The 18,237-nt window shown below is 60.9% G+C and carries 18 protein-coding genes and 2 pseudogenes; 14 read left to right on the plus strand and 6 right to left on the minus strand.

Translation table 11 applies throughout. The features are described 5' to 3' along the window. Positions 1-9 precede the first annotated feature (9 nt). The 6 genes from BN4575_RS16650 to BN4575_RS16675 all read left to right on the plus strand — a co-directional run bounded on the left by BN4575_RS16650 (position 10) and on the right by BN4575_RS16675 (position 6,635). The gene (locus BN4575_RS16650) at positions 10-1,932 is read left to right on the plus strand and encodes a PTS mannitol transporter subunit IICBA (RefSeq protein ID WP_068979038.1); all 1,923 of its coding nucleotides are present in this window, start codon (positions 10-12) and stop codon (positions 1,930-1,932) included. 37 nt (positions 1,933-1,969) lie between these two features. Further along, positions 1,970-3,115 (plus strand): mannitol-1-phosphate 5-dehydrogenase, encoded by a 1,146-nt coding sequence (locus tag BN4575_RS16655; RefSeq protein WP_068979039.1) that lies wholly within the window; start codon positions 1,970-1,972, stop codon positions 3,113-3,115. A gap of 133 nt (positions 3,116-3,248) precedes the next feature. Continuing rightward, positions 3,249-3,770 (plus strand): MltR family transcriptional regulator, encoded by a 522-nt coding sequence (locus BN4575_RS16660; RefSeq protein WP_005335907.1) that lies wholly within the window; start codon positions 3,249-3,251, stop codon positions 3,768-3,770. 190 nt (positions 3,771-3,960) lie between these two features. Continuing rightward, positions 3,961-5,748: a cation:proton antiporter gene (locus tag BN4575_RS16665; protein WP_068979040.1), complete on the plus strand. Its 1,788-nt coding sequence runs from the start codon at positions 3,961-3,963 to the stop codon at positions 5,746-5,748. Next, positions 5,745-6,317 carry a DNA-J related domain-containing protein gene (locus BN4575_RS16670; protein WP_068979041.1) on the plus strand — a complete coding sequence of 191 codons (573 nt, stop codon included), beginning with the start codon at positions 5,745-5,747 and terminating at the stop codon, positions 6,315-6,317. The genes BN4575_RS16665 and BN4575_RS16670 overlap by 4 nt, the downstream gene beginning before the upstream one ends. A 69-nt stretch (positions 6,318-6,386) precedes the next feature. Further along, positions 6,387-6,635, plus strand: a complete 249-nt coding sequence (locus BN4575_RS16675; RefSeq protein WP_068979042.1) for a hypothetical protein — start codon at positions 6,387-6,389, stop codon at positions 6,633-6,635. Between the two features lie 67 nt (positions 6,636-6,702). Here the strand turns inward: BN4575_RS16675 and BN4575_RS16680 are convergent, their stop codons facing one another. Further along, complete coding sequence (locus BN4575_RS16680) at positions 6,703-7,215, minus strand: mechanosensitive ion channel domain-containing protein (RefSeq protein ID WP_068979043.1); 513 nt, start codon at positions 7,213-7,215, stop codon at positions 6,703-6,705. 13 nt (positions 7,216-7,228) lie between these two features. After that, positions 7,229-8,194 carry a zinc transporter ZntB gene (zntB, locus tag BN4575_RS16685; RefSeq protein ID WP_068979044.1) on the minus strand — a complete coding sequence of 322 codons (966 nt, stop codon included), beginning with the start codon at positions 8,192-8,194 and terminating at the stop codon, positions 7,229-7,231. A gap of 140 nt (positions 8,195-8,334) precedes the next feature. On the opposite strand from zntB, the gene BN4575_RS16690 reads away from it, so the two are divergent. Together BN4575_RS16690 and BN4575_RS16695 are read left to right on the plus strand one after the other, a co-directional pair. Then, entirely contained in the window at positions 8,335-8,784 is a 450-nt protein-coding gene (locus tag BN4575_RS16690; protein WP_068979045.1) for a YaiI/YqxD family protein, read from the plus strand. 124 nt (positions 8,785-8,908) lie between these two features. Next, positions 8,909-9,409 carry a metal-dependent hydrolase gene (locus BN4575_RS16695; RefSeq protein ID WP_068979046.1) on the plus strand — a complete coding sequence of 167 codons (501 nt, stop codon included), beginning with the start codon at positions 8,909-8,911 and terminating at the stop codon, positions 9,407-9,409. A gap of 64 nt (positions 9,410-9,473) precedes the next feature. Here the strand turns inward: BN4575_RS16695 and BN4575_RS16700 are convergent, their stop codons facing one another. Beyond that, the gene (locus tag BN4575_RS16700) at positions 9,474-10,679 is read right to left on the minus strand and encodes a NupC/NupG family nucleoside CNT transporter (RefSeq protein WP_042023072.1); all 1,206 of its coding nucleotides are present in this window, start codon (positions 10,677-10,679) and stop codon (positions 9,474-9,476) included. Between the two features lie 545 nt (positions 10,680-11,224). Here BN4575_RS16700 and dbpA point away from each other — a divergent pair. The 4 genes and pseudogenes from dbpA to BN4575_RS22475 all read left to right on the plus strand — a co-directional run. Further along, on the plus strand, positions 11,225-12,604 hold the full coding sequence (gene dbpA, locus BN4575_RS16705) for an ATP-dependent RNA helicase DbpA (protein WP_042023073.1): 1,380 nt from the start codon (positions 11,225-11,227) through the stop codon (positions 12,602-12,604). Positions 12,605-12,717: 113 nt separating this feature from the next. Then, positions 12,718-13,008: a YkgJ family cysteine cluster protein gene (locus BN4575_RS16710; protein ID WP_042023074.1), complete on the plus strand. Its 291-nt coding sequence runs from the start codon at positions 12,718-12,720 to the stop codon at positions 13,006-13,008. A gap of 27 nt (positions 13,009-13,035) precedes the next feature. Continuing rightward, positions 13,036-13,143 (plus strand): annotated as a pseudogene (locus tag BN4575_RS22470) (YkgJ family cysteine cluster protein); the annotation flags it as partial. A gap of 27 nt (positions 13,144-13,170) precedes the next feature. Then, positions 13,171-13,278 (plus strand): annotated as a pseudogene (locus BN4575_RS22475) (YkgJ family cysteine cluster protein); the annotation flags it as partial. Here BN4575_RS22475 and BN4575_RS16715 read toward each other — a convergent pair. Beyond that, positions 13,265-13,687: a hypothetical protein gene (locus BN4575_RS16715; RefSeq protein ID WP_068979047.1), complete on the minus strand. Its 423-nt coding sequence runs from the start codon at positions 13,685-13,687 to the stop codon at positions 13,265-13,267. The pseudogene BN4575_RS22475 and the gene BN4575_RS16715 sit on opposite strands and share 14 nt — an antisense overlap. Before the next feature lie 272 nt (positions 13,688-13,959). On the opposite strand from BN4575_RS16715, the gene BN4575_RS16720 reads away from it, so the two are divergent. Further along, a complete protein-coding gene (locus tag BN4575_RS16720; protein WP_068979048.1) occupies positions 13,960-15,354 on the plus strand; it encodes a PepSY-associated TM helix domain-containing protein in 1,395 nt (464 codons plus the stop codon). 80 nt (positions 15,355-15,434) lie between these two features. On the opposite strand, the gene BN4575_RS16725 is transcribed toward BN4575_RS16720, so the two are convergent. After that, on the minus strand, positions 15,435-15,650 hold the full coding sequence (locus tag BN4575_RS16725; RefSeq protein ID WP_042023077.1) for a DUF6500 family protein: 216 nt from the start codon (positions 15,648-15,650) through the stop codon (positions 15,435-15,437). A 106-nt stretch (positions 15,651-15,756) separates the two neighbouring features. Then, positions 15,757-16,662 (minus strand): 1,4-dihydroxy-2-naphthoate polyprenyltransferase, encoded by a 906-nt coding sequence (locus tag BN4575_RS16730; RefSeq protein WP_068979077.1) that lies wholly within the window; start codon positions 16,660-16,662, stop codon positions 15,757-15,759. Positions 16,663-16,901: 239 nt separating this feature from the next. On the opposite strand from BN4575_RS16730, the gene BN4575_RS16735 reads away from it, so the two are divergent. Then, entirely contained in the window at positions 16,902-18,236 is a 1,335-nt protein-coding gene (locus tag BN4575_RS16735) for an isochorismate synthase (RefSeq protein WP_068979049.1), read from the plus strand. Position 18,237: the final 1 nt, after the last annotated feature.

The raw sequence follows: 18,237 nt of genomic DNA on the forward strand, positions 1-18,237 counted from the left end.
GGTCCCGACATGTTATCACCGGATACCAAAGTCAAGATACAGAATTTTGGACGCTTCCTGTCCAATATGGTCATGCCCAACATAGGCGCCTTTATCGCCTGGGGCTTTATTACCGCCCTCTTCATCCCCACAGGCTGGCTGCCCAATGAAACCTTGGCCAAGCTGGTCGGCCCCATGATCACCTACCTGCTGCCGCTGCTGATTGGCTACACCGGCGGCAAACTGATGGGCGGTGAGCGTGGCGGCGTGGTCGGTGCCATCACCACCATGGGTGTCATCGTGGGAACCGATATACCCATGTTCATGGGAGCCATGATGGTCGGCCCGCTCGGTGGCTGGGCTATCAAGCGCTTCGACAAGGCGATGGACGGTCGCGTCAAGAGCGGCTTCGAGATGCTGGTCAACAACTTCTCCGCCGGCCTTATCGGCATGCTGCTGGCGATCCTCGCCTTCTTCGTGATTGGCCCCTTCGTCAAGGTGCTCTCCGGCCTGCTTGCCGGTGGCGTCGGCTTCCTGGTGGAAAACCACATGCTGCCGCTCACCTCCATCTTCGTCGAACCGGCCAAGATCCTGTTCCTCAACAACGCCATCAACCACGGCATCTTCTCGCCGCTGGGGATCCAGCAGGCGACCGAGCACGGCAGCTCCATCTTCTTCCTGATTGAAGCGAACCCGGGCCCAGGCATGGGTGTGCTGCTGGCTTACATGGTGTTCGGCCGTGGTGCGGCCAAGCAGTCCGCGGCTGGCGCCTCCATCATTCACTTCTTCGGCGGCATCCACGAGATCTACTTCCCGTATGTGCTGATGAACCCGCGCCTCATTCTGGCGGTGATCGCCGGTGGCATGACCGGGGTCTTTACCCTGACCCTGTTCAACGCCGGTCTGGTCTCCCCTGCCTCACCGGGTTCCATCTTCGCCGTGTTGTTGATGACGCCGAAAGCCTCCCTGATCGGAGTCGCCCTCTCCATCATCAGCGCCACTCTGGTCTCCTTCCTGGTCGCCGCCGTGTTCGTTCGCGCCCAGCAGCCGGAAGCCGACGAGGCCGATGCCCTCGGTGAAGCCACTCGCAAGATGAAAGCCATGAAGGGCGGCAAGCCCGAAACCGCAGCGGCCAAGAAGTCGGGCGGCGAACTGATGGCGGTGCGCAATATCGTGGTGGCCTGCGATGCAGGGATGGGTTCCAGCGCCATGGGTGCCGGCATGCTGCGCAAGCGGGTGCAGGCTGCCGGGCTCGATATCAGCGTCACCAACCGCGCCATCGATCAGCTCGACGATCAGGTGGACTGGGTCATCACCCACAAGGATCTGACCGAGCGGGCCCGTCGCCATGCGCCGAATGCCCACCATATCTCGCTGACCAACTTCCTCGACAACGGCCTCTATCAGGAGCTGGTACAGAGCCTGAGCCAGGCCGCCAACGATGATGTCGCCAACCCGCAACTGCTGGTGGCAGCCAACGACGACAGCTACGAGCCGCAAGCGGCCGAAGTCTTTACCCTGAGCCGTCATGACGTGCATCTGGGATTGAAAGCCGACAACAAGGAGGCCGCCATCCTGACCGCAGGCCGACTGCTGGCAGAGCGCGGCTACGTGGCACCCGACTACGTCAACGCCATGCTGGAGCGCGAGCAGCTGGTCTCCACCTACCTCGGCGAATCTATCGCCGTGCCCCACGGCACCATCGCCGCCAAGAAGTTCGTGAAGCGTACCGGCATCGTCATCTGCCAGTACCCGGCCGGAGTCGCCTTTGGTGAAGCGGCGGACGAGGTAGCGCGACTGGTGATCGGCATCGCCGCCCGCAACGACGAACACATACAGGTGATAACCCGCCTGACCAATGCACTGGATGAACCCGGTCTCATCGACCGACTGGCCAGCACCACAGATCCCCAAGCCTTCCTGGATCTACTGGGTGCCGAACAGGCTGCGTAATCATCTTTCATCGTCTTTGGTTCAAGAGGTTAATATCATGAAAACATTGCATTTTGGTGCTGGTAATATCGGTCGCGGCTTTATCGGCAAACTGCTGGCTGATGCCAGCCATCAGGTCACTTTCGCCGACGTCAACGACACTCTTATCGATCAGCTCAACCACCGTCAGGAGTACAAGGTCCATGTGGTGGGGGCGGATCAGAAGCTGGACGTGGTGCGCAACGTGGCAGCGGTGAGCTCCGCCGGTCACGAGGTGATCGCCCGTATCATCACCGCCGATCTGGTCACCACCGCCGTCGGCCCCAACATTCTGGACAAGATTGCCAACACCCTGGCCAAGGGGCTGCAGGCCCGCTTCGATGCTGGCAACCTGACACCGCTGAACGTCATCGCCTGTGAAAACATGGTGCGCGGCACCAGCCACCTCAAGCAGGAGGTACTCAAGTACCTGCCAGTCGCGTATCATGCCACGCTCGAAACCTGCATCGGCTTCGTCGACTCGGCGGTGGATCGCATCGTGCCGCCCGCCGCGGCCGCCAACGATGATCCGCTGGAAGTGACGGTAGAGAGCTTCAGCGAGTGGATCGTCGACCAGACCCAGTTCAAGGGGGAGCTGCCCCAGGTGGCGGGCATGGAGCCCACCGACAACCTGATGGCCTTCGTCGAGCGCAAGCTGTTCACCCTCAACACCGGCCACATCGTCACCGCCTACCTCGGTAAGCTGCGGGGCTACCACACAGTGCGCGAGGCAATCGAAGATCCAGTGATCCGCAGCAAGGTGCGTCGCGCCATGGAGGAGAGCGGTGCCGTGCTGGTGAAACGCTACGGCTTCGACCCGCGCCTGCACGCCGCCTACATCGAGAAGATCCTCTCCCGCTTCGCCAACCCCTATCTGGTGGACGAGATTGACCGGGTCGGTCGTCAGCCGCTGCGCAAACTGGCGGCGGGGGATCGGCTGGTGAAGCCTCTGCTCGGCACCCTGGAATACGGCCTGCCCAACGAGCAGTTGCAGGAGGGGATCGCCGCAGCGCTGCACTATCGCAATGCCGATGACCCGCAGGCAGTGGAGCTGCAAGCCCTGCTGGCGGAGCTGGGCCCGGCCAAAGCGCTGGCCCGCGTCACCGGGCTGGATGAAGAGAGCGAGGTGGTTCGCGCCATCGTCGCCCGTTACGAAACCCTGTAATGACCCTGCTTGCGGCGCATTCTGCCAGCCCTGATAGCGCGCCAAGCGCTTGAATGGCAAGGGAATGTGCCCCATATGATAAAAACCGGGAGAGAGGCCCACTCTCTCCCTGTCAGCTGGACCTTATACACCTATGACCACACACCAGGAAGATGAAGTACTGGAACGACTAAACGAGCAGGATGGCCCCCGCGGCTTCTTTCTCGAAGCCGTGACCATCCTGGAAGAAGCGGTCGACTCCCTGATGCGACGCGCCTTTCGTCAGGAGGAGTATGCCGTCAAATACGCCATCGAACCCCTGCTCAACCAGAGTGGCCCCCTCGGCCAGCTGGAGGTGCGCCTCAAGCTGATCTTCGCCCTCGGCCTCATCTCCCTCGAGCGCTATCAGGATATCGAAGCCTATATCAAGATCCGCGACTTTCTGGTGCGCGACCCCAAGGATTACCGCTTCAGCGACAAGCCGATCCGTGATCTGCTCGACCGCCTGCACGGGGTCAATCAGGGCGGCATGATGAAGCTGGAGCCCCCCGCCAGCGAAGAGGATTGGGCCTTCTACCAGATGCAGCTCAACCGGCTCGATCAGATGGTGCGCTCCGCACTGGTATTGGCGCTGGCCGACTGTGTCGGCGAGCTCCACAAGGAGAGCCCCATCTAATCCGGCCCCAAGACCACCCCATCACCACGGTTGGCGTCTGGCTGGCGCCCTTCACACCACCGCCAGCCACCATGACGCTGACTGTCGCACATCTCCCCATCCCAGCCCCGACGCCCGCTCCTTCCGGTGTCAATCTGACCAACTTAGCCACTACACTAGCTCCATACTCACTGCCTGAATCGAGGTCTGCATGATTGCCCTCTCCCTGGCCGGGATCGCCCTGGTCTCCGTGCTGGCCCAATGGCTCGCTTGGTCGCTGCGGGTACCCGCCATCCTGTTTCTGCTGCTCACCGGCCTGACCCTGGGTCCGGTCAGCGGCCTGCTCGACCCCGATGCCCTGCTCGGCGATCTGCTGTTTCCGCTGGTCTCCCTGTCGGTGGCCATCATCCTGTTTGAGGGGGCGCTGACCCTCCATCTGGCCGAACTCAAGGGGATCGGCAAGGTGGTGCGCAACCTCTGCTCCACCGGCATGCTGGCCAGTTTCGCCGTCATCGGCAGCGCCGGTTACTTCCTGCTGGGGCTGGACTGGCGGGTCGCCACCATGCTCGGCGCTGTGCTGGTGGTGACGGGCCCCACTGTGATTGCCCCCATGCTCAACGTGATCCGCCCCACCCGGGAGGTGGACAGGATCCTGCGCTGGGAGGGAATCGTCATCGACCCCATCGGCGCCCTGTTTGCGGTGCTGGTGTTCGAGGCAGTGCGCCTCGGCAGTCAGGGGGATCTCATCAGCCACACCCTGCTGGCACTGGCCAAAACGGTGGGGGTCGGCTCCTTCATCGGGGTGGCGGCTGGCTGGCTAACTACCCTACTCATTCGCAAGGACTGGCTGCCGGTCAGCCTACACAAGTTCGGGGTGCTGGCGCTGGTGCTGGTCACCTTCAGCCTCTCCAACTGGCTCAGCCACGAATCGGGCCTGCTGGCGGTGACCGTGTTCGGCATCTGGCTCGCCAATCAGGAGGGGCTGGATCTGGAGGAGGTGCTGGCGTTCAAGGAAGATCTCGCGGTCATCCTTATCTCCAGCCTGTTTATCCTGCTGGCGGCCCGCCTTGATCTGGCCCAGCTCTGGCAGCTCGGCCCCATGGTGCTGGCGCTGCTCTGCGTGGTGCAGTTCGTGGCGCGCCCGCTCTGCATTCTGGTCTCGACCTGGGGCTCGGATCTCTCCTGGCGGGCTCGCGCCCTGCTGAGCTGGATTGCACCGCGCGGCATCGTTGCGGCAGCGGTCAGCGCCTCGTTCGCCATCAGCCTGCATCAGGCAGAGATCCCCGATGCTGACAAGCTGGTACCGCTGGTATTTGCGGTGATCATCTCCACCGTGGTGTTGCAGAGCCTCACCTCGGCCCCGCTGGCCAGCCTGCTCAAGATGCGCCAGAGCGCCCCCAACACCTGGCTCATCATCGGCGCCAACTCGGTGGCGCGGGCCATCGGCAAGGCGCTGGCGGATCAGGGGGTGCAGGTGCAGCTCTGCGATCCCGCCTGGGAGTTCTGCAAACAGGCGCGGATGAGCAACCTGCCCTGCTACTTCGGTAACCCCCAGTCGGAGCATGCCGAGCTGCACCTGCCGCTCACCAGCATCAGTACCGTGCTGGCACTCTCCCCCAACCGCCACAACAACGCGCTCGGGGTACTGCACTTTGCCCACCTCTACGGCGAGGAGCAGGTCTACTCCCTGCGCTCCAGCGAACAGCACGGCAAGGCCAACCGGGAGAGCGCCACCTTCCGCGCCCGCCAGAACCTGTTTGGCCCCGAGATCAACTATGCCAAGCTGAGCGGTCTGCTAAGCCGGGGTGGCCAGATCAAGGCGACCCGCCTGAGCGAGGCGTTCGACTGGGCCCAGTATCAGGTTGCCAATCCTGGCGCCATCCCGCTGTTCGTCATGGATGGCAAAGGCAAGCCCAACATCGTCACCGGCCCCGTCACCCCGCAGGCGGGTGAGCTGCTGATCGCCCTGCAACCGCCCAGAGAGCAGGGCGCCGAATGAGCGAGGCCACCCACAATCCGCTGATCGCCCCGCTGCTGGCCCTGCTGCAACAGGCGGCGGGCAGCTACAAGGTGCACGAGCTGATGGCCGACCTGCGCCAGCAGGGGGCTATTCCCCGGCTGGCCGACGATGAGCAGTTGCAGCTATTTCGGGTCAACTTTCTGATCATGAACGCCCTCTACCAGCTGCAGGCCGAGCTCTGCCAAGAGGGGTGGTGGCTGGTGATCAGCACCCTGGATATCCGGCTCGAACCGCTGGCCGGGAATCAGGAGGTCAACCACGGCTTTGCCGTTGGCGAAAATCTGCGTAGCTACTATCTCGACTGGCAGGTGTTCTGGCAGACGGATCGGGCAGAGGTAGAAACCCTGCTCAACCACTTCTGGCGCGCCTGTGACGGGGAGGGGCACAAAGAGGAAGCGCTGGCGCTGTTCCAGCTGGATCAAGGGGCGAGCCAGGAGGCGATCCGCCGCCGCTGGCGGGAGCTGGCGTTGCAGCACCACCCGGACCGGGGTGGCGATGCCGAGCGCTTTATTCGCATCCGCTGGGCCTGGGAGTATCTGCGGGGATGATCCCGTTGCTGCCCCTCTGTGGCCGGCATAGACTGAAAGTGGATATTCCCCAAAGGAAAGGAGAGCATCATGACAGTCAGTGAACTTCGTAAGCTCTATCAACAACAGCTCCTCATGGAAGCTGAACTTATCCATGACATCGCGGTTCCCGGCTGGCTCATCGAGTTCAGAGGCAAGGATGGCACCCTCTATGAAATGACCGATACCCTTGGTTGCCCGGTCAGTTTCGGCACGGTCGAGCAGGCTCGCGACCACGTCCATCTGGTGGCCGACTGCCCAATCCAGGTGGAACACCTCTATCGCTTCTTCGAACGCTAGCGCAGCACCAGCCAGACACCGCACAGCAAAAAGGCTCCGAGGAGCCTTTTTCTATTCCGGTTGCTTTCTATTCCGGTTGCAGCAGTTCCGCCACCTTGCCCTCCAGCTTCCTGACCGGTTTTTGCAGGATCAGGTTGGCCGGATAGGTGACCAGATCGCCGTTGTCATCCCGCACCCGCAAGTAGAACAAGCCGATCTCGGTGATCACGCCGGTGACCGAATCATCCTTGTCGAGGATGCGGATCCGGTCGCCAATCCGGTAGGGAAAAGCGAAGAAGATGGTGATGCTGGCGGTGATGTTGGAGAGGATCGACCACTGGGCCACCATGGCGACCCCCAGCACTGCGAAGAAGGAGGAGGCGAGCACCACCAGTCGGGAGAAATCGAGCCCCCACACCCCGGCCAGCACCAGCAAGGTGGCGCAGCCGAGCAGGAAGTGGAACACATGGGCCACGTAGAGCACCCGGTTCTCGCTCACCTGCCTGCTCTGGCCGAGCGCCAGCAGGCTCTTGTGAATAAGCCGCCGGATCAGGGTATGCCCCAGCAACAGCAGCAGGGTCAGGCCAATTGATTGCCACATGGGTTATACCTCCTTACCACCAGCGTCGATGCTTGAGCCAGACTGCCAGCCCGCTTGCCAGCGCCACCAAGGATCCGCAGAAGACCCAGAAGGCGGTCGGGCTCTCGGCCCCGGGCATACCGCCGAGGTTGATGCCAAACAGGCCGGTCAGGAAACTGGCAGGCAAAAACAGCAGCGCCATCACCGACATCTGGTAGGCGCGGCGGTTGGTCGCCTCTGCCATCAGATTGTTGATTTCGTCTGCCAGTACCGCGGTACGGGCCACCCCGGCATCGAGGTCGTCCAGCCAGCGTCGCAACCGGTCGGCGATATCGAGCAGCCGGCGGCGGTCATCCTCGTCCAGCCAGCTGATCTTCTCATTGGCCAGCCGCGCCACCAGATCCCGCTGGGGAGAGAGGTAGCGACGGATCATGATGAGCTGCTTGCGGATCAGCGCCAAGCGGCCATTGGCGGGCATGTCGCGCATCAGCACCATCTCCTCCAGATCGAGGATCTTGTCATGCAGCTCTTCAACAAACTCCCCCGCCCGGTCGGTCAGGGCATCGCAGATCTCCACCAGCCAGTCAGCCGGGGTATCAGCGCCGCCACCCAGCTTGAGCTGGTTGAACACATCCTGCTCGGAGAGCAGCGGACGACGACGGCTGCTGATGATGAGATCCGGGGTGATGAAGATGCGCAGCGCCACCATCTCTTCGGGCCTGTGATCCTTGTTGTGGTTGATGCCACGCAGGATCAGCAGCACAGTCTCCCCCATCCGCACCAGCTTGGGACGATTGCTCTGGCCGAGCAGCGACTCTTTGGCAGCCTCGCCCAGCAGCGGGGTTTGCAACAACCAGCGCGCCGAATCGGGATGGCCGTAATCCAGATGCAGCCAAGCCGGACGATCCCCCGGAATGTCGCTTCCCGCCGTCAGCGGCGCCATGCCACCCTTGCCATCCAGGGTCAGGGCATAAATTACTTCACCGGGCACCCGATCCATGTCGTCTCCTTCTGATTCTCGCCAACGGCCCCCAGCTTACACGAAAGGCGGGGCCGACTCAGCCCCACGGCGGACAGCGGTCGCCTGTGTTACTATGCCTGCTTTCGTATTCCCCCGTTTTAACCACAGGAAACCATGCCATGCCCATCTGGGTTGATGCCGATGCCTGCCCTATTCCGGTCAAGGAGATCCTCTACCGCGCCGCCCACCGCGCCCAGGTCGTCACCACGCTAGTGGCCAATCAGGGATTGCGGGTGCCCCCCTCCCCCTTTATCAAAACCCAGCAGGTGGAGAAGGGTTTCGATGTGGCAGATCATGTCATCGCCCAGCAGGTTCAGCCCGGCGATCTGGTGATCACCGGCGATATCCCCCTCGCCTCCTGGGTGATCGACGCCGGTGGCGAGGCGCTCAATCCCCGCGGCGAAATCTACACCCGCGAGACCATCAAGGCGCGGCTCGGGATGCGCAACTTCATGGAGGAGCTGCGTTCGGCCGGCGTGCAAACTGGCGGCCCCGCCCCCTTCAACTCTGCCGACAAGCAATGCTTCGCCAATGCCCTCGACAAGTGGCTGGTCAAAGGCAAGTTGTAAAGAGACCCTAAAGGCGCCCTTGCTGGGTGCTTTTTCACCGTAACATCCTGATTTTTAAAATAACAGCTGACCAACGCCAGCGGCCTGATAAGATGCGCCGCCCTTTCTCCACACAGTAATCATCATGACCGCCCAAGGGCACCTGCTCTTCTCTGTTACCTGCGCCCTGCTCGCCCACAAACTACAGCTCACCCCGGCCCTGGCCAATGCCAGCCTGTGGCAGACCATTCCTGCCGCCTTGGCCAGCGCCCTGCTGCCCGACCTCGATCATCCCAAATCGGTGCTGGGACAACGACTGCCGTGGATCTCGAAACCCCTGTCGCGACTGTGCGGCCATCGCGGCTTCACCCACAGTCTGCTAGCGGTAGCCATCGCCATCTGGGGACTAAACCAGAGCTTGCCTGCCGGATCTGTGCCTGTCGGGGTCAAAGATGCGCTTATCGTCGGCTACCTCAGTCATCTGCTGGGGGACTGGCTCACCCCGGCGGGCATTCCGCTGCTGTGGCCTATCAAGCGTCGCTTCCGGCTGCCGGGCTGGCCGCTCAAAAGCGGTGGCCCTCTGGAAACCGGCTTTTGCACCCTCACCCTGCTGGTTGCTGGCTGGTGGTGCGGCTGGTTGATATAACGCAGAGACAAAAAAGGCCCCGAACCTGAGTCCGGGGCCTGTCAGTGGTGATGCCACTAGAGGATTAGATCATGATGCCGGCGATAACTGCAGAGAGCAGACTGACCAGCGTAGAGCCGTAGACCAGCTTCAGACCGAAGCGGGAAACCATGTTGCCCTTCTCTTCGTTCAGCGCTTTTACCGCACCGGCGATGATGCCGATGGAGCTGAAGTTGGCGAACGACACCATGAAGATGGAGAGGATGCCGACGGTACGCGGCGAGAGCTCGGCCGCAACCTTGCCCAGATCCATCATGGCCACGAACTCGTTGGTTACCAGCTTGGTCGCCATAATAGAGCCCGCTTGCAGCGCTTCACCACTCGGGATACCCAGGATCCAGGCGATTGGGTAGAAGAGGTAGCCCATCACGAACTGGAAGTTGACGCCAAACGCCATCTCGAACAGGTAGTTCACCAGCGCAATCAACGCGATAAAGCCCACCAGCATGGCCCCCACGATAACCGCAACGGTGAAACCGGCCATGATGTACTCGCCCAGCATCTCGAAGAAGTTCTCTTTCTTCGGCGTGTGGTGTTCGTCACCCTCGGTGATGGCTTTCAGGTCGGTCACCGAGTTATCCGGCTCGTACGGGTTGATCAGTGACAGCACGATGAAGGTACTGAACATGTTGAGCACCAGTGCGGCGACCACATAGCGTGGCTCGATCAGCTGCATGTAGGCACCGACGATGGACATGGAAACGGTGGACATGGCCGTCGCTGCCAGGGTGTACATCTGCTTCTCGTTCAGGTGCGGCAGGGTGTTCTTGAGGGCGATGAAGTTCTCGGACTGGCCGACGATCATCGAGCTGATGGCATTGAAGGACTCCAGCTTGCCCATGCCGTTGATCTTGGCCAGCACTGTACCTATGCCACGAATGACGATAGGCAGCAGACGGATGTACTGCAGAATGCCGATCAGCACCGAGATGAAGACGATGGGCATCAGCACCATCAGGAAGAAGGAGAAGGCCCCTTCGTTGACCAGACCACCGAACACGAAGTCGGTACCCTGTTTGGCAAACTCCATCAACTTGGTGAAGCCAGCCGCGAAGCCCCCCACCACCGCCAGACCCACTTCGGAGTTCAGCATGAACCAGGCCAGCGCCAGTTCGACCACCAGCAGTTGGCCAATATAACGCAGCTTGATCTGTTTCCAGTTGTGGCGGTTAGCCAGCAGCGAAAGAGCGAGGACCATGACCAGTCCGAGCACAAAGTGAACGTATTCCATACCTGTAGCACCTGAGTAAATTGTAATTTTTGACCGGCGCCATCATAGACATTTGCACATTTAAAAATCAGATAGCCATCACAATCCCGCTCAATAATATGCATGCAGGATAATACAAACGTTTTTAAATTAATTACGCAATGAACTGATATTAATCACACAACATAGATAACATAAATCCTTTTAAAACATCATGTTGGGCAATGTAGACGCCGTTTTCATGTTTTTGAAAATATTCGAGCAGCATTTTCGCAACATTCCCTGTGGCGTAACGACTGCTCGTAGAATATTTTTCAGTGATTATATTGAAATACCGAAAATGGAAAACGTTTATCCGCGATAAATAATTAGATGAGTGTTTGAAAAATAGTCCTTATCGCATTGTCAGTTATTGCCAGCGATCTGTTTGGCAACAAATGAACCCTACCTGCGCGCCCCTATGGTCAACCGTTCAAATTTCCGCCACATCCACTGCCACATTCTGGTATGATGCGCGGCCTTAGCGCTCGTGCGCATCCCCGTTTTCTTCGAAATAGAGTCTTTTTGTGAACAACAGCGAATTTAGCAGCCTCAATCTCTCCCCCGCCCTGCAAGAGAACCTCATCAGCCTGGGTTATCTGCAGATGACACCGATCCAGGCCCAGAGTCTGCCCCTGGTGCTCGATGGCAAAGACCTGATCGCCAAGGCTAAAACCGGTAGCGGCAAGACCGCCGCCTTCGGCCTTGGCCTGCTGGCACAGCTCAACGTCCATCGTCTCGAAGTGCAGGCGCTGGTGCTCTGTCCGACCCGCGAACTGGCGGATCAGGTGGCGCAGGAGATCCGTCGGCTGGCCCGCGCCCTGCCCAACGTCAAGCTGGTGACCCTGTGCGGCGGCACCCAGACTGCACCCCAATCGGCCACGCTGGGCTTTGGCGCCCACATCGCTGTCGGTACCCCGGGCCGCATCCTCAAGCATCTGGAGCAAGGCACCCTGGAGTTGTCTGGCCTTAAAACCCTGGTGCTGGACGAAGCCGACCGGATGCTGGACATGGGCTTTGGCGAAGAGATCAACCGGGTCATCAGCTATGCTCCCCAGCAGCGCCAGACTCTGCTGTTCTCCGCCACCTACCCGGAAGGGATCGCCCAGATGAGCCGCGGTGTGCAGCGCAATCCGGTCGAGGTGAGTGTCGAGTCTCTCCATGAGGGGAGCGCCATCGAACAGAAGCTCTATGAAGTGCCATTTGGCGAGCGCCTCGACGCCCTCACCTGGTTGCTGAGCCACTATCAGCCAGCCTCCTGCGTGGTGTTCTGCAACACCAAACGCGCCTGTAACGACGTGGCTGACCATCTGGCCGCCAAGGGTTTCTCGGCGCTGGCACTGAACGGCGATCTGGAACAGCGCGAGCGGGATCAGGTGCTGGTGCGCTTTGCCAACGGCAGTGCCACCATTCTGGTGGCCACCGACGTGGCAGCCCGCGGCCTCGACATCAAAGAGCTGGGCGCCGTCATCAACTACGAGCTGACCTATGACCCGGAGATCCATGTCCATCGCATCGGTCGTACCGGCCGTGCTGGCCAGCAGGGTCTGGCCCTGAGCCTCTATCAGCCGAACGAAGCCCAGCGCGTCAACTTTATCGAAGAGTACCAGCAGGCCCCGATGCCGCAGGGCGACCTCGCGCTGATTGGCCGTGACATCAAGCCGATTGCGCCACAGATGGTGACCCTCTCCATCGATGCGGGCCGCAAAACCAAGGTGCGAGCCGGAGATATTCTGGGCGCCCTGACTGGCGAAGGCGGCATTGCCGGCGCCGATGTCGGCAAGATCCAGATCTCCGAGCAGTACTCCTACGTCGCGGTAAAATGCAGTGTGGCGAGTGCCGCCCTCAAGCGGCTGCAAGAAGGCAAAATCAAGGGGCGCACCTACCGCGCCCGCAAACTGGGCTAAACCTGAAGATGGGTAGCCTGGCTGCCCGACTCACGGTTGACCACAATACGGGCGCCTTTGCAGGCGCCTGTTTTTTATCAAAAATGTGCTATTTCATGGCATGGACAACATAGATGAACCAACAAACCCCAGTCGAGGTCAGCTGCCAGAACTGCGAAGCCTGCTGCTGTCGCCTTGAAGTGATGCTGTTTACTGATACCGGCGTACCGGATCGCTACGTCGATGATATCGAAGGCCAGGTGCCGGTGATGCACCGGCTGGAAGATGGCTGGTGTGCCGCCCTCGATCGCAACACTATGATGTGCCGCATCTACGAGGTGCGGCCGCTGATCTGCCGTGAATTCGAAATGGGCGAGCCCGACTGTGTGGATGAACGAGACAAGTGGTTTATCACGCTGGCCTGACCAAGGCGCTCGATCGCACTCCCCGCAATGATGTACCGCATCTACGAGGTGCGACCGCTGATCTGCCGTGAATTCGAAATGGGTGAGCCCGACTGCGTTGACGAACGGGACAAGTGGTTTATCACGCTGGCGTGACCCGGGCGCTCGATCGCACACCCCGCCATGATGTGCCGCATCTACGAGGTGCGACCGCTGATCTGCCGCGAATTTGAAATGGGTGAGCCCGACTGCGTTGACGAGCGGGACAAGTGGTTTATCAGCTTGGCGTAAGCCCTGCCACTGTGATATCGCAGGGATCGGGGGTGAGCTGCTGCTCCAGCCAGTGGATCGCTGCCGCCTCCTGTTCGAAATAACGCACCGCCCTGAATGGCAGATCCCTGAAGAGGTTATCTGCCAGATAGCGTTTGAAACCACCCTCTAGCACCACCGCCAGAAACCGGCAGCCACTGCTGGCGCACCAGCCAAACTGGCGGCGAAAACGGGCTAGCACCTCGGGCCCGGCGGCTTCAAACTCGGTCGCGACCTCCACAATCCCCCAAGGCAGGCCGACCAGCTCGACCAATTCCTCGCGAAAGTCAGCCTCATAGGCCATGGCGCCCGCCAGATTAAAGGCGCCATTTGGCCGACAGATCAGCATCTGACCCCGGCGCACCATCTCGAATTGCCCATGTGGCTGCATCCTTGCTCCCTTGCGCTGCAACTGCCTGCAAATTGTTATCATAAGGTAATAATTTATAAAGAAAAGTCCAGCAAAAACCTTTCCTTATGAAGACCAGACGCCTCATCTGGCTAGCCAGAAAAACCTTCTCATACCTCACACTGTCACCATCACGCACCGGATCAGTCGCAACGAAATGTGTGATTGCAGTTAATAAAAAGTTACTGCTATTATCCGCGCCGCCACCAACATTCCACCAACCGAAAGGTTTGGCAACCCAACAAGGATGCGCAATGAAAAACAGGGACTCGAGTCATTACCAACGGATCTGGCGCTGGCACTTCTACGCCGGTCTCTTTGTCGCCCCTTTCCTGATCCTGCTGTCACTGACCGGGATCGTCTATCTGTTCAAACCCCAGCTCGACAACCTGATGTACCCCGAGCTGATGAAGGTCGCCCCCGCCAGCCAGACCCTGAGTGCCGACCAGCTGCTGGCCAAGGCGATGATGACCATGCCCGATGCCAGCCTGCGTAAATACCTGCCCCCTGCTGCTCCCGATCAGAGCGCCCAGTTCATCGTCAATCGGGGCGAACAGGAGCTGACCCTGTTTATGGATCCCGCCAGCGGCGCCCTGCTTGGCACCATGGATAACAAGTGGAATCTGCAAGCGGTGGCCCGCTCCCTGCACGCCGACCTGCTGCTCGGCACCACGGGGGATCGGCTGATCGAACTGGCGGCCGGCTGGGGTCTGGTACTGCTGTTAAGCGGCCTCTACCTCTGGTGGCCACGCAAGGGGCCCGGGGTAGGCGGCATCCTCTGGCCCAGAATCAGCCAGCGCGGACGCCTCTGGTGGCGCGATCTGCACGCCGTAGTCGGCTTCTGGGGAGCCGGTTTCCTGCTGCTGTTGCTGCTGAGCGGCATGACCTGGACCGGCTTCTGGGGCGATCAGTTTGCCGCGGTCTGGAACCGCTTCCCCGCCGCCATGTGGAACGAGGTGCCCAAATCTGCGCCGCTGGCCCGTAGCTTGAATCAGGCCCACGAGCAGACCGTTCCCTGGGCGGTGGAGAACACCCCCATGCCCAGCTCGCAGCCGGTCGATGAAGCGCACGATCACGGCGCCATGAACCACGGCGAGCATGAGGGAATGGTAATGGCGAGCCAGCGCATTGCACTGCAACAGGTGGTCGAGACCGCCAGTGAACGGGGAGTCAAACCGGGTTACAGCATCACTCCGCCGGTCGGTGACACCGGCGTCTACACCATAGCCCTGTTTGCCGACGATCCGCGCAACGACGCCACCCTGCATATCGATCAATACAGCGGCAAGGTGCTGGCCGATGTGCGCTGGCAGGATTATGGCCTGGTCGCCAAGACGGTGGAGAGCGGCGTCATGCTGCACATGGGCAAGCTCTACGGCTGGCCCCATCAGCTGGCCATGCTGATCATCTGCCTGATGGTGCTGGCCAGCGCCGTGAGCGGCCTGTGGATCTGGTGGTGCCGCCGTCCGCAGGGTCGTCTCGCCGCGCCGCCGCTGCCCGCCAAACTCCCGCCGATGCGTGGTGCTATCGCCCTGCTGATCCTGCTGGGGATCGCCTTCCCGCTGGTGGGGGCCTCCATGGTTGCCATCTGGCTGCTGGATACCCTGCTCTTCTCCCGCCGCCCCCTCAAGGTGGCGCGCGCCAGCTAGTCGATAGCATCATCCACCAACAGAGAGGGCTCCCGCTTGGGAGCCCTCTCTGTTTCATTGTGTTTCATTGCAACCGGCTTTCACTCCTGCTCGACCAGCAGGAGAATTTTCTTGGCCTTCTCGAAGTGATCGAGCTTGTGGGTCTGGATCCACCAGGTCGCTGCCTCCATCAGCAAATCGGGATCGTCATTGCGATTGGCAAAGAAGGCATAAAAGGAGAGCCCGACCATCTCCCCCTTCTGGGCGATTTTTTGCTGGCATACCTGAATGATTTTCTGTTTGAGTGATGCACGCATGGTGGTGTTCCTGTCTGGCCTATCCAGTGCCAACACGTCTCGTCGGCACACAAAAAGGGCTCCCACCTCGGGAGCCCGTTTCACATAACAACAAGCTGGTCGCTCATCAGGAGAGCGCCAACCCGATGGAGAGCAGCAGGCTGAACAGAAACGCGCTGATGGCGGTTTTCTTGAGCGCGCCAGTCAACACCTCGCCATCAAAGCTCTCGCGCAGGGTCTTGGCCGCATCGCTGAGGGGCTTCATGGCAGGCAGGAAGATCCACGGCCAGAAGCTGGCGGGCTGGGTCAGGATAAAGGCGATGGTGGTTAACAGCGCCGCCCCCAGCAGTACCCAGTGATAGGCGATGGCGCGGTTGCGGCCAAGGCGCACCGCCAGGGTGATCTTGCCGCTGGCGGCGTCGGTCTCGATATCGCGCACATTGTTGATATTGAGCACGGCGGTGGCCAGCAGGCCACAGGCGGTGGCAGGCAACAGCAGATCCCACTCCAGCGTCTTGGTGAAGAGGTAGTAGGAGCCGAGCACCCCCAGCAGACCGAAGAACAGGAACACCGAGATATCGCCGAACCCGCGATAGCCGTAAGGGGTCTTGCCCACGGTATAGGTCACCGCCGCGACGATGGCCGCGCCACCCAACACCACAAATGCCAGGATCTGCAGCCACTGGCCACCGAAGGCACAGCCCAGCAACAGCAGGCCACTGGCCACCGCCGCCAGCGCGGTGAGCGCCATCGCTACCCGCATCTGCTTTTGGGTAATAAGGCCGGAGACCACGGCGCGCTGCGGGCCGATCCGCTCGCCATTGTCGGCGCCGGAGACCGCATCGCCGTAATCGTTGGCCAGATTGGAGAGGATCTGCAGCAGAATGGCGGTCAGCAGCGAGAGCACCATGATGGTGCCATCGAAGGCATCACGGTTAGCAGCCAGTCCCGCGCCCAGCAGGATGGAAGAGCAGGCCAGTGGCAGTGTTCGCAAACGCGCCGCCAGTAACCAAACAGAGAAGGTATTTGTCATATTGTGATGGCCAAACAATCGGATATTGATCGTGTTAAGGGTTATCGAACCGGATTTGGGTATACTTGGCCCCAGAGAGTGAAACACCCTCGGGCGATTTACATGGACGAATGGACGGATAATATATAGGAAATCCTCGCCCTTTGGCATAAACCCACTGAAACCTACATAAAGATCGGTGCAACCCGGCACCCATCACTGCAGGATCAGTCGTTACTATCCGGCTCAGAAAAGAATCCATGTTGGCTCAGACCCATATCAAGCAACAACTGGACGCCCTGCGTCACAGCAACGTCAGCGGCTTCGTACGGTTGCGAGTGGCGATCGAAATCCGCTCCTTTCTGGGCTGGCTCGCGGCGCAAACCCTCTATCCCCGCATCTACTGGCAGGCCCGTGGCCAGGATCGTCCAGAATATGTCGCGCTGGGCGCCATCCATGAACTGACCGAGCCACACGCCATCAAGCGGGTGTGCGCCAACACGGCCAGCCAGCATCACGACGATAGCCCCCGCTACTATGGCGGACTGGCGTTCGATCCGGCCCAATCCGGCTGGCAAGGGTTTGGCCCCTGCCGTTTCGTGTTGCCCCGCATCGAGCTGGTGCGCCGTGGCGAGTGCGTCAGCCTCTGCCTCAATCTCTGGCTGGCTGACGACAATCTCGAGGCCGAACTGCAAGCAGCCGAAGCAGCCCTCGATGCCCTGCGCCCGGAAGCCCCGCTGCGCGCCCTGCAAAAGCAGCCCTGGCAGCGACAGGATTGCCCCGGCCCCGCCCAGTGGCAGACGCTGGTAGAGCGGGTCACCGCCCCCGATTTTCAGGCCCACACTCCCAAGGTGGTGCTGTCGCGGGAGAGCATATTGACCCGCCAGCACAGCGATGGCTCCGGAGGTGAAGATGTGTGCCCCTGGGCCATGCTCGACCAGTGGGCCCGCCACGCTCAGGACTGCTTCCACTTCGGTTTTCAATTCTCCCCCGAGCAGGCCTTTATCGCCTGCTCCCCCGAGCGGCTCTACCGCCGGGAAGGGAGCCACCTCTTTACCGAGGCGCTGGCGGGCACCATCCGCCGCTCCGGCGACGAAGAGGTGGATGCCCAACTGGCCGCCGAACTGCTGGCCGACAGCAAGAACCGGCTGGAGAACCGACTGGTACACGCCGACATCCTGAGCCGTCTGGCACCACTGACCCACGATGCCACCCTGACCGAGCCGCGTATTCTCAAACTGCGGCTGCTGCAGCATCTCAAGTGCGATATCGAAGCCGAGCTCAAGCCCGGCGTCTGCGACTGGCAGCTGCTCGATGCCCTTCATCCCACTCCGGCAGTGGGCGGCGCCCCGCGCGAAGCGGCGCTGGCCTTCATCCGCGCGTTCGAGCCCTATGATCGGGGCTGGTACGCCGGTGCCTGCGGCATGCTGAGCCGGGAGACCTCGGAGTTCTCGGTCGCCATTCGCAGCGCCCGCATTCAGCCGGGCAGCGTCACCCTGTTTGCCGGTGCCGGCATTGTCGCCGGTTCCGAACCTGTCGCCGAGTGGGCCGAGCTCGACAACAAGATCGCCAATGTGCTCTCCCTGCTGGGATAGC

Origin of the sequence: Aeromonas sp. EERV15 (assembly GCF_900079845.1) — a bacterium.
In the GTDB taxonomy this organism is placed as follows: Bacteria; Pseudomonadota; Gammaproteobacteria; order Enterobacterales; family Aeromonadaceae; genus Aeromonas; species Aeromonas sobria.